7 protein-coding genes and 1 pseudogene are annotated in these 13,053 nt (G+C 35.2%); 2 read left to right on the forward strand and 6 right to left on the reverse strand.

Annotated elements, in window-relative coordinates; all coding sequences use genetic code 11:
* Positions 1-466 precede the first annotated feature (466 nt).
* Complete coding sequence (locus BUC16_RS11615) at positions 467-4,846, forward strand: hybrid sensor histidine kinase/response regulator transcription factor (protein WP_084546164.1); 4,380 nt, start codon at positions 467-469, stop codon at positions 4,844-4,846.
* A gap of 75 nt (positions 4,847-4,921) precedes the next feature.
* Complete coding sequence (locus tag BUC16_RS11620) at positions 4,922-5,722, forward strand: SDR family oxidoreductase (RefSeq protein ID WP_073370743.1); 801 nt, start codon at positions 4,922-4,924, stop codon at positions 5,720-5,722.
* A 339-nt stretch (positions 5,723-6,061) separates the two neighbouring features.
* Here BUC16_RS11620 and BUC16_RS11625 read toward each other — a convergent pair.
* The 6 genes and pseudogenes from BUC16_RS11625 to BUC16_RS11650 form a co-directional block, all read right to left on the reverse strand.
* Positions 6,062-7,000, reverse strand: a pseudogene (locus BUC16_RS11625) (IS256 family transposase, variant Zn-binding type); the annotation flags it as partial.
* 220 nt (positions 7,001-7,220) lie between these two features.
* Entirely contained in the window at positions 7,221-8,075 is an 855-nt protein-coding gene (locus tag BUC16_RS11630) for a fumarylacetoacetate hydrolase family protein (RefSeq protein WP_073370745.1), read from the reverse strand.
* A gap of 246 nt (positions 8,076-8,321) precedes the next feature.
* Positions 8,322-9,086 carry an SDR family NAD(P)-dependent oxidoreductase gene (locus BUC16_RS11635; RefSeq protein ID WP_073370746.1) on the reverse strand — a complete coding sequence of 255 codons (765 nt, stop codon included), beginning with the start codon at positions 9,084-9,086 and terminating at the stop codon, positions 8,322-8,324.
* Positions 9,087-9,106: 20 nt separating this feature from the next.
* A complete protein-coding gene (locus tag BUC16_RS11640) occupies positions 9,107-10,762 on the reverse strand; it encodes a UxaA family hydrolase (RefSeq protein ID WP_170860869.1) in 1,656 nt (551 codons plus the stop codon).
* 11 nt (positions 10,763-10,773) lie between these two features.
* Positions 10,774-12,063 (reverse strand): L-fucose:H+ symporter permease, encoded by a 1,290-nt coding sequence (gene fucP / locus BUC16_RS11645; RefSeq protein WP_073370747.1) that lies wholly within the window; start codon positions 12,061-12,063, stop codon positions 10,774-10,776.
* A gap of 104 nt (positions 12,064-12,167) precedes the next feature.
* The gene (locus tag BUC16_RS11650) at positions 12,168-12,947 is read right to left on the reverse strand and encodes an L-fucose dehydrogenase (protein WP_073370748.1); all 780 of its coding nucleotides are present in this window, start codon (positions 12,945-12,947) and stop codon (positions 12,168-12,170) included.
* Positions 12,948-13,053 lie beyond the last annotated feature (106 nt).

Here is a 13,053-nt window from a genome sequence, read left to right on the forward strand (position 1 = left end):
TTTATATTTTAAACATTGGGTTACAAAACTAACCGCATTAACAAACAACAGTATGGGCAATTCACATTTTATGGGGGGGCATTTCACATCCAAATCCATTAAATTGGAATTTTTAAGACCATTTAACTAAAAAAAAAGTCTCTCAATAATTTATGAAAAAAAACACCAAACAAAACACAAACAACTAATAAACAAACAATTAACACATTTTAATTAAAAAGAAAGCAATTTATTTAGTCTATTCGTGAATGAAAAGCACTTTTAAGAAACACTAAAACCCATAAATTTAAAAGTCCGCACGGATTACAATCATGTAAACCATATTTGTAAAAATCATTTATCTTTGAATTAATCAGCTAAAAAAAAAACACCTTGGAAAAATCCAAATTAGCTTGAAGAGATATAATAGAATACAAAGTTTTCAAATCACTTAGATTATTCTAAAACTATTATTAACGCATTTTAAATGAAATTACTTACAAAACATTATTTATTGTTTTTCATGGCACTTCAGCCCTTAATGGGAATAAGAGCTCAGCAAAATTATTCTTACGAACATTACTTGGTGGAAAATGGTCTTCCGCACAATATAATTAATCAAATCATCCAAGACAAAAAGGGTTTTATATGGTTGGCAACATATAATGGCATTAGCAAATATGATGGCTATTCTTTCAAGAACTACAAACCAACATCTTCCGACAAAGTTTTCATTAAAAACAAACGCATAAATCAAATTGTTGAAGATTCAAATGGTCGCATTTGGTTTAAAACCAACTCTGATAAATCAAACACCTATTGCTTTAATCCTGAAACCGAAACTTTTTGGAGTACTGATTTAATGTCAAACTCTTCTAAAGAAGGATTTGCTTTAAGCAAAATAAAGATAAATAGATCGGGATTTGTTTGGTTATTATCTAAAGATCAAGGGTGTATTCTCGTCACCGATTTATTGTTTTCGACAAAAATTTATAATAAAAAACATAAAAATCTTAATGCATCATCTGTTTATGCCATATATGAAGATTACAAACAAAATTCATGGCTGTTGACAAACAACGGTATAACCTTGGTAAAAAAAAACAACCTTGATAAAACCATTAACTATTTTACTAACCAAGACCATCAAAAAAAATCTTTTTACGCTGCTGTTGAACTTGGTGATGAAATTTGGTTCGGTGGTTCAAATGGAATAATTGCAAAATATTCAAAAGAAAATCAGACCTTCAAAACACAAAAATTAGAATTGAACTCCAATATAATTAGTTTGGAAAAGCTAAACGAGGATACAATTCTTGCCATAACAGACCATCAAGGCTTCTGTACCATTAATATTTATAACGGTAACATACAAATTTATAATTCAAAGTCCTTTCCACAATTAAAAACCACTAACCTTATTCCAATTACCATTACCAAAAACAATCAATTTTGGTTTGTAAATAATAATGAAAAAGGAATCTATCTTTTTGATTTTTTGGTACAAAAACTGTTCTATTTCAATACCAATTACCAAAACACGGAAAAAAACACTGTCCTGACAAGAGCCCAGGTGGTTACCAATAAAAAAGGGGAAATTTGGGTTCAACCCAATGGCGGCAATTTTTCAAAATACGATCCAATCAAACATCAACTAACTCCTTTTACGCCTCCTCCACTCTCCCGTTTTGGCAATTTTACCAATAATTTTAATTCTTCATTTTTCGACAGACAGGGAAATTTATGGTACAGTTACCAAACGTCGGGACTCATCAAAGTAGTGTTTAGCGACAATAATTTCAAAACCTTGCAAATCAATTCCAATCCCTTGCAATCCACGGTAAAAGGGGTTCGATGCATACGCCAAACAAAGGATGGAAACATTTGGGTGAGTACCAAACAAAAGCAAATTATTGTTTTAGACAAAAATTTAAATAAAATTGGATGTCTTTCTCCTTCAGGCCAATTAAAAGAAAACGCCATTTGGAACAAAGCGGGCTACAGCATAATTGAAGATTCGCAATCCAACGTATGGATTGGCACCAGAGGAGACGGACTATACAAATTGATTCCCCAAAACAAACCATTTACCTACAAAGTCATAAATTTTAAAAACGAAGCATCAAATCCTTACAGCTTAACTAACGATGATATCTATTCTGTTTTTCAAGACAAAAAAAATCAAATTTGGATCGGCACTTTGGATGGGGTAAATCTTGTAGCCCCCAATGCATCTGGAACCACTCGATTTATAAGTTACAAGAACGAATGGAAAACCTACCCCATAGAGAACTTCAACAAAATCCGCTGTATCAAACAATCCCATGAAGGATTAATGTATGTGGGGACAACAAATGGTCTACTTGCATTTAATCCTGATAATATAACGAAGGGTTCTTCTAAAATAAAAAGTTATGAAAGCACGACCAATTTACACCAAGGCCTTACCAGCAACGACATCATTGATCTTTGTATTACCAATAAAAAGGATATATTTATTGCCACGGCAGATGGTGGCATCAACAAAGTTGTTAAAAAAGATGCTTTTGGTTTTCCTATTACATTTAAAAATTACAACCGACAAAACGGATTGCCGTCTGAAAATATCCTTTCCCTCTTGGAGGATGTTGATGGCAATATATGGGTGACTTCAGATAATAATCTAACCCGTTTTAATACAAGTAAAGAATTCTTCGAAGTATATCCAGAAATAAAATGGATTACAAATGGACTCAATTTTTCGGAAGCCACCCGGTTCAGTTTGAACAGCAATGAATTGCTTTTTGGCTATGCCGACGGCCTTTTGCATTTCTACCCCGATCAAATCAAGACCAACAACTCGGCACCCTATTTGGCTTTTACCAATTTCAAGCTTCTCAATCAGAAAAATGCCGAAAATAAAGAACCCAATATTAGTTCTTCCATTGACAACAGTAAAAATTTAATTTTAAAACACAACCAAAATTTCTTTACCATCGAATTTGCCGCATTGGATTATAAAAATCCCTCAAACATCAAATATGCCTACAAACTGGACGGATTTGACAAAAACTGGAATTACATTCAAAACCAGAGAACGGCAATTTATACCAATGTTCCCAAAGGCGATTATGTCTTCAGGGTAAAATCGACAAATAGCCAAGGAATATGGGCCATGAACGAAAGACGGCTTCCCATAACCATCAAACCTTCTATTTGGAATACTACTTTATTCCATATATTATATGCAATAACAATTGCGGCAATACTCCTGCTTATCAATTATACCCTGAATACGATATATCGATTAAAGACTAATGTAAAATTGGAAAAGCAAATGTCGGATATGAAACAAAAGTTTTTTATTGATATATCTCATGAAATACGAACTCCTCTTACCTTGATAACTGCCCCAATTGAATATCTTATTAATGACAACAGAACACCAGAATCTGTAAAAGATCAACTCTCTTATATCGCCCAGAGCTCAAATCGATTGCTGAGATTAGTCAATCAAGTCTTGGACTATCGTAAATTTCAAGATGTAAACATCAAGGTTTCTGAAATAAATATTACGGAATTTGTTAGAGACATTTATAATGATTTTCTTGAAATAGCCAAAGAACAAGGCATCCAATTTACTTTTGATGAAGAAGTTGGCAATACCAAAATATGGGCCGATCGAAATGGATTGGAAAAGATTCTCATGAACCTGTTGTCCAATGCTTTTAAATACACTCCAAAAGGAAAGGCTATTGCCGTAAGCATCACAAAAAACGAAAAACAAATAGGAATCCATATCAGCGATGAAGGAATAGGAATTGCCAAAGAAAAACATAACAAGATTTTCACAAGATTTGTTTCCTTCAATGATAAAAGAAGTAATCCAAGTACCGGTATTGGACTATCATTGGTCAAAGAACTGGTTGAAAAACACAAGGCTAAATTGGATTTAACGAGCGAACCCGACAAAGGCAGCACTTTTTCGGTTTACTTCAACCTTGGAAAAGAACATTTTTCCGATGATGTAGATTTTGAACTAGAAGAAAGGGAACAAGAATCTGAAAAAAATATTGAAATAACACAAAAAGCACCCTCAAAAAAAGACAAGGGGCAAATTAAAATCTTGGTTATTGAAGACGATGTCAAATTAAGAACCTTCATAAAAAACCTTCTTGAAGACGATTATCAAGTTTTGGAAGCCGATAATGGAGAAATGGGCTATCAATTAACCATTGAAGAAAACCCTGATTTCGTCATTAGTGACATCATGATGCCCAAAATGAACGGGGTTGACCTTTTGAAAAAAATCAGGAACAATGTCGAGACCAGCCATGTTCCGGTTATTTTACTCACGGCAAAAACCAATATTGAAAGCAAACTGGAAGGCTTGACTTATGGAGCAGACGATTACATAACGAAACCTTTTAGCGTTTCTTATTTTAAGGCCCGAATAGAAAACCTGCTCCATCAGAGAAAACGACTGCAGGATATTTTTGGTTCCAGTGAAAACAACGTGATTAACGATTTCAACCCTAAACCACATTTAATCACGGATCAGGACGAAGAAATAATGAAGGAAGTGATGAAAATTATCGAGAAAAACATGGATAACAACAATTTTTCGGTAGAAGACTTGGGGGCATTGGTTGGACTCAATCGAACTACTTTCTTCTACAAAATCAAAAGCCTTACCGGTCATTCCCCGGTTGAATTCATAAGGGATATTAGGCTAAAACGAGCAGAACAATTAATAATGGACAGTCAACTACTCATAAAAGAAATTGCTTATATGACCGGCTTTTCAGACATGAAATATTTTAGCAAATCCTTCAAAAATAAATATGAAGTAACTCCATTGGAATATCGTAAACAAAATAAACAGTAATAGAGCATAATTCCTGGCAGAAAACAAAATAACATTATAACTGATAAGGTGTAAATGATTTTTTAACAAATAGATATGGATTTAAGATTAAAAGACAAAGTGGTGGTCGTGTCAGGTTCCGCTGGCAAAGAAGGAAGCATTGGGGAAACCATCATCAAGCGATTGGCAGATGAAGGCGCCATACCGGCACTTATTGACAGAAACAGCAGAGGGTTTGGCTATGCGGAAGAACTCCAAAAGAGAGGAATCGACGCATTGTTTGTCCAAACAGACGTAACCAATCCAGAGGCAATGGAAAATGCCGTAAAAAAAATTGTGAAAAAATACGGAAGAATCGATGCAGTCATCAACAATGTAGGCGTAAATGACGGCGCCGGTTTGGAATCAAGCTATGAAGAATTTATGAATTCTTTGAAACTGAATATGGTAAGCTATTTTTTATTGACCAAATATGCACTTCCCTATCTAAAAGAATCAAAAGGAAATATCCTGAACATAGGTTCCAAAGTGGCTTTAACAGGACAAGGAAGAACTTCAGGCTACGCAGCTGCAAAAGGTGGAGTTCTTGGGTTGACCAGAGAATGGGCAGTGGATTTGATTCAATATGGGATTCGCTCCAATGCCATTATAATTGCCGAAAGTTATACTCCGGCATACGAAGATTGGATTAAAACGTTGACGGATGGCGAAACAGTTTTAAAAAAAATCAATAAAAGCATTCCATTTGAAGGAAGAATGACAAAAACAAAAGAAATAGCAGATTCTGCACTTTTTATTATTTCAGAGCGTTCTTCGCACACTACAGGACAATTTATTTTTGTTGATGGAGGATACGTTCACTTAGACCGAGCTTTAATCAATGATATAAATCCATAAAATTTATAGTACAGAAACAGTAAAGGTAAAGTACCTGTAACAATGAGCCTACTGCTTACTAAAAAACTAGAACTGAAACTGATTTTTCTGGTTGTGGATTTTTTTTGATCCATTTTTTTTCGAAAACCAAAATATAAGATATAAGGTAATGTACTGAAAAATGGTTGGTGGATTTTACAAAAATAAGTTGTAATATGTCCATATTAATCTCAAGAGGAAATATGCTCTGGTGGAGACCAACATATCAGCAATAAGATTAATGCAATATGGTAAAATGGGTAGTTCAATTTTGGACTACCTTTTTTCATTTTACCAGTTTGCTTTATGGCTAAAAAAAACTCACTTCTCGTTGGTCAAAAAGACATACCATTTTATAAAATTCATTCTATTTTTAGTTGTCAAACCGCGATGGATATCCAGGTGATTTTTAAGATGACTAAAATAGCCGTCAATTCCATTTGTGGTTTTGGGAATGTTTGAATTTTGCAGGTAGTGAAACATATTGGGCAAGGCACTTTTTATGGTAGAATAAGAGCGTCTGAGTAATTTATGAGTGTACCAATACCGGTCAGTTTCCTGATTAAATGTTTTCTCGTTGATATATTCTTTATGTCTGGAGAACCACTGGTTAAATTCCTGTATCCAAAAAGTTTTATCATTTTCCGTCTTGATTTTCAAGAGCATTAAAACCAAACTTCTTAATTCTTGTCCAGCAATATGTTTTGGAAATCTAGTGAGCCAGATTAGGCACATTCTTTGAATATGAACCAGACAACGTTGTACTTTTGCGTCCGGAACAGCCTTTTTTATCGCTTTTAAAATACTCTTGTGCCCATCAGTTGTAACACTTTCGATTTGGATTCCCAATTTAATGAGGTTCTCTAAATCTTCTTTCATTTCAAAATAATCTTCCTTGTCCGTGAAGCGTATAAGTTGGGTGTAACCATCAAAATCATCTTGATAGCACACCAAGCAAAACTTCTCGAAATAGGTAGCGTCCATTCGTAGATTGACATTGTTTCTTTGAATGATTTTTACTTTTGTAGCTTGTTCTAAAATAGCATAAAAAGTCCTTTGAAGGGTGTCTTTTGAGTAACCACTGTCCCGAGTTAACGTTTTGTATGTATGGCGTTCCAAAATCCATTTTTTGAACCAAACGAATCTGTTTTTTAATCGTTGTTCCGGTCGATTTTGAGTAAACAATAAACCACAGTTTTTACACTTAAAACGTTGCTTATTTTCTCTTGTTCCCCACTTAATGACATCCAAACTTTTACATCCCCAGCAGCGCTTTTTTTTGAGTTTTCCATATACTAAAAAAGTTTTATGAAACGAATTTCATAAAACTTCTCGTAAGACCATATAGTTAAAGGCTTTCAAAGGTTTTTACCAACCATTTTTCAGTATTATGCCTAAAATTTTGATTTATCATAAAATGTCAAGCCTATAATTGATCCGAGTTCGGTTCATGTGCTATTTTTTTCATCAAATTTGAACTTTACTTGGTGTATGCTACAGCAATTTGCTTGCTGTTTCCCAAACCATCCATTCCTAATTCGATAACATCTCCTGCTTTAATGTAAATAGGATCTGGTTTAATTCCTAAACCAACACCCGGAGGTGTTCCTGTACTGATGATATCACCAGGAAGCAATGTCATGAACTGACTTAAATAATGTACTAAAAATGGAATTTTAAAAACTAAATTTGAAGTATTGCTGTTTTGGAATTTTTTTCCGTTTACCGTTAACCACATTGGTATATTATTGACATCTGCAATTTCATCCTGTGTAGCCAAAAATGGGCCAAGAGGCGCAAATGTATCACATCCTTTCCCTTTTGCCCATTGTCCTCCGCGTTCAATTTGAAAAGCTCTTTCGCTGTAATCATTAAGTAATGCGTAACCCGCAACATAGTCTAATGCTTCAGATTCTTCAACATAACTTGCTTTTTTGCCAACCACAAATGCCAACTCAATTTCCCAGTCTGTTTTTTCACTGTTTTTTGGAATAATCAAATCATCATTTGGTCCGCATAATGAAGTAGTCGATTTAAAAAAGATAATTGGCTCTGTCGGAATTGGCGCATTAGTTTCGACGCAATGATCGACATAATTTAATCCGATACATATTATTTTTGAAGGTCTTGCAACCGGAGAACCTAAACGTACATCAGCATCAACTTCTGGTAAAACAGGATTACTGTCTAAAGCCTTCTTTAATTTTTCCAGTCCATTTTCTTCAAAGAAAACCTCATTATAATCCGTTACAATTGAAGATACATCAAATCTCTTTTCTCCAATTAAAATACCTGGTTTCTCTTTCCCCGCTTCTCCAAATCGTATTAGTTTCATTTTTATTACTTTTATTATATTATACTTTTTTTATTTTATAAAAAATATAGCCTCCTGTTAAACAAACACCACAATCACCAATCATTCAATTAAATAAATCGTAGCACTTCTTGCACCGTGAGCTCCTATTACCAATGATTGTTCAATAACTGCATTTTCAACAACATCCCCTAATTCTTTGACAGCATTAATGACGAAATTTCAGTTTATTCTATTAAAAATTAACTGGTTTTTCACCATTATAAATTAGTTATTTAATTTAATAAAACCACCATCAATTGGATAATCACAACCTGTAACAAAACCAGATTCGTCACTGCATAAAAACAAGGCTAATGCTGCAATTTCATCAGGTTTGCCCATACGTCCTATTGGCTGCGATTGTGATAATTTTTCGAACATTTCAGCTTCTTTTCCGGCGTAATTTTTCGAAATAAAACCATCCACAAAAGGGGTATGAACCCTTGCCGGAGAAATAGAATTACAACGAATATTTTCTCCTATATAATCTTTTGCAACAGATAAAGTCATGGCCATAACGGCGCCCTTAGCTGTAGAATATGCAAATCGATCCGGAATTCCAACCCAGGCAGCAATTGATGCCATGTTAACAATTACACCACCATTCGAAAGTCGGAATTGTGGTATTGCAGCATGCAAACAATTGTACACCCCCTTTACATTCACATTCATAATTCTGTCAAAATCAGCTTCAGGTGTGGTATCAACTTTTCCTACGTGAGCAATTCCAGCGTTGTTTACCAGAATATTAATATTCCCGATTTTTTCGAATGTCGCCAATACCTCTTGATGATTGGCCACATTACAGGCATGCGAAAACACTTTTCCCCCATCTGCCTTTATTTCGTCAACGGCCATTTTCGCGCTTTCTTCTGTTAATTCTATAATATGTACTTCAGCTCCCTGTTTTGCAAATAAAGCCGAAATAGCCATCCCAATTCCACTGCCACCACCGGTAACAACAGCTTTTTTGTTTTGTAATGAAAACATATATTTTTAAAATTTTTAATTTATAAAGAGACTCCACGTTTCCACGGAATAAAATCATCTTGGTTTAATAAGACAGCCTTCGGAATAATTTCACCACTTGCTGCTTTAATGCAATATTCCAGAATATCTTCTCCCATTTCCTCAATGGTTTTTTCACCGCGAATTATTGGACCACAATCGATATCAATGATATCACTCATTTTTTTGGCCAAAATCGAATTCGTAGCTACTTTAATAACCGGACAAACCGGATTACCTGTTGGAGTTCCCAATCCAGTTGTAAAAAGTATTAAGGTTGCTCCGGATGCCGCTTTACCGGTTGTTGCCTCGACGTCATTTCCTGGCGTGCAAACCAAACTTAAGCCCGCTTTTATAGCTGGCTCTGTATAATCCAAAACATCGACCACAGGCGCTGTTCCGCCTTTTTTGGCGGCACCGGCACTTTTTATGGCGTCGGTTATTAGTCCGTCTTTAATATTTCCCGGCGATGGATTCATGTGAAAACCCGAGCCCACTTTATGTGCCAAGGCATCATAAGACTGCATTAAATCAATGAATTTTTTTGCTGCCGTTTCAGTTGTACAACGATCGATAAGATTCTGTTCTACACCACATAATTCCGGGAATTCTGCCAACAATACTTTAGCTCCCAAAGCCACTAACAAATCAGAAGTGTAACCCACGGCAGGATTAGCCGAAACTCCACTAAAGCCATCACTTCCACCACATTTTACTCCAATGCAGAGTTCGCTTAATGGGGCTTCAGTTCTTTCACATTGATTGATTTCTATTAAACCTTCAAACGTTTTTTTGATAGCATCGGCAACCAATTGTTCTTCACTAACCGCTTGCTGTTGCTCAAAAACAAACAGCGGTTTATCAAAAGATGGGTTTTGCTTTTTAACATCATTTACAAAATCCTGAACTTGCAAATGCTGACAGCCTAAACTAAGTACTGTAATACCTGCTACATTCGGATGATTCACATACGAAGCCAATAAAGCACTCAAAGTAGATGCATCCTGGCGCGTACCCCCGCAACCTCCCTGATGGTTTAAAAATTTAATACCATCTACATTTTTAAAAATTTTGTTGGTATTTTGTTCCGGTGCCAATTGTATATCAATTGCGTCCAGACTCTCTCCTTTTTTATAGGCCTCAAGTAATTGATGCGTATATTGAGTGTACTTATCACCTACTGAATACCCCAATTCATTATGCAAGGCTTCTTTAATTACATCCAAATTTCGGTTTTCACAAAAAACAGTTGGTACAAATAACCAATAATTAGCAGTTCCAAAACGGCCGTCCTTTCTTTTATACCCCTTAAAAGTCCTGTTTTTGTATTTTGAAACATCTGGAGCCTGCCATACAAAATCAACCTTGCGATACTGGTAAGGTTCTGCTGCGTGTTTCAAATTATCTGTTGTCATTAAGCTTCCTTTGGCAACATCATATTGAACTTTTCCAACCAAAACACCATACATGATTACCTCAGATCCTGCTTTCAAATCTGCTGTATAAAATTTATGCTTCGCCTTAATTGTGTCCTGAAGAATATATGACTCTTTTTCAAAAGTTATGTTTTCTCCTTTTTCCAAATCCACTAATGCAACCAGAACATTATCTTCCGGATGCATTTTTATAACTGGTCTTTTAACTATATTTTCTAACATATTTATCGAATTTATGCTTCATTTGTTTTATGTCCGTTAAATGCAAATAATAGTATCACTGAAAAACAAATCAGCGGAACTATGTAACCTTTTTGGATGCTTCCTGTAGCGTCTGAAATCAATCCTAAAACCGGAGGAAGTAAAGCGCCTCCGACTATAGACATCACTATTAATGAGGATCCTATCTTGGTATTATGACCTAATCCATCTATTCCCATTGAAAAAATAGTTGGGAACATGATGCTCATAAAAAATGCAATTGCTATTAAAGCATAAACCACCAACATTCCTGTTCCGAAAATGGCTACTACTGATAACAAAATGGCGATGATTGAATAAATAATCAATAATATTCTTGGTTGGATATATTGCATGAAGAATGTTCCTGCAAAACGTCCCAACATAAAAGTTAAACCAAAAAAGCCTAAATATTTGGCTGCGGTATCTTCGTCCAAACCTGCAGAAGTTGTTGCCATTTTAATAAAAAAACTAGCCACACAAACTTGTGCTCCCACATAAAAAAATTGAGCCAAAATACCCCAACGCAAACGCATTGATTTTAATGCTCCAACAAAACTTGCTCCATCTGCTCCTTCTTTATCTTCGTCTTTTACATCAGGCATATGGGTAAAATAAAAAACTACAGCTACTGATAAAATAATCAGTCCTAAAATCAGGTATGGCATTTTTACACTTGCTGCCTCTTCCAAAACATGGGCATGTAACGCTGCAGGAGCCATTGCATCCATTTCAGCCTGGCTTAAGTTTTTTCCGGATAAGATCATCGGTCCAATATAAGCCGGAGCAATAAAAGCTGCCAATCCGTTAAAAGATTGAGAAAAATTCAATCTTTTTGTAGCCGTTTCCGATGGCCCCAAGATTGTCACGTAAGGATTGGCTGCTGTTTCCAAAAACGTAAGTCCACAAGCGATAATAAACAAAGCCCCAAAAAAATAAATATATTGTAGTGAGTTGGCGGCTGGCACAAACAAAATTGAGCCAATCCCAAACAAGATCAACCCTAGCATTATTCCCGATTTATAACCGTATTTCCTCATGATATAACCCGCTGGCAAAGCCATTACAAAATAGGCTATGAAGACTGAAGAGTCGATCAAAGAAGATTCTAAATCGGTAAGATTAAATGCTTTCCTTAAATGTGGAATAAGTATTGGATCTAAATTGTGAACAAATCCCCAGAAAAAAAACAAACTGGTTACCAGTATAAAAGGGATCAGCCATTTTTTATTTTCCCTTGAACTAACATTCTTTTCAACATCTATTTGAGTTATTAATGCCATACGTTTTTTATTAAATTTATACGTTTTTAGAAAACTAAAATTATAATACCTGCGGTATTTTAATTAATTCAATATTGTCCTTATTTAATCAGTAATTATCTTTTTTACAACGAACGATCTAAATGCGTGTAGCCTCCATCCACATAAATCAACTGACCTGTGGTGTGGCTCGATTTATCAGACAATAAAAACACTGTCATATTTGCAATTTCTTCAGCAGTTGTCATTCGATTTTCTAACGGAATTTTGGCTGTGATTTCTTTTAATTTTTCTTCAGGATTTTCAAGTGACTGAATCCATTTATCGTATAATGGCGTATAACATTCGGCCACAATAACTGCGTTGACACGAATTCCGTATTTTAATAATTCGACTGCCCATTCTCGTGTTAAGGCATTGCGACCGCCGTTTGAAGCCGCATAAGCTGATGTATTTCCCTGCCCTGTATCGGCAGTTTTTGAACCTATATTCACGATTGCTCCTTTTGTTTTTTTCAACTCCGGCAAGGCATATTGTGCCATCAAATAATAATGCACCAAATTTTTATGAATCGATGCCACAAATTTTTCGTAATCGCCACTTTCAAGCCCTACACCATCATTTACACCTGCATTGTTAACTAATCCGTCAATGCGGCCACATAATGCGATTACCTGATCAACAGCACTTTTACAATCTTCAGGATTAATTAATTCGGCTACAACCGATAATGCTTTTCCACTTTCAGCTTCAATTTCTTTGACAGCGATTTGGTTGTCGGCATCTACTCTACCTATAATTACGGGAATAGCTCCCTCGGCTGCCAAAACTTTACAGATTCCAAGCCCAATTCCTTTTGCTCCTCCGGTTACGATAATTATTTTGTCATTTAAATTAAGGTTCATTTTCTCTATTTTTTTTCTTCTGAAAATGATTTATTTAAAAGGTTCTTTGACATTAAAAAACGCTAAAGGGTAAAATTTTCTTCTGCGTGCTCGTGGCAACAATGGT

The sequence above is a fragment of the Flavobacterium fluvii genome, from assembly GCF_900129545.1.
GTDB lineage: Bacteria > Bacteroidota > Bacteroidia > Flavobacteriales > Flavobacteriaceae > Flavobacterium > Flavobacterium fluvii.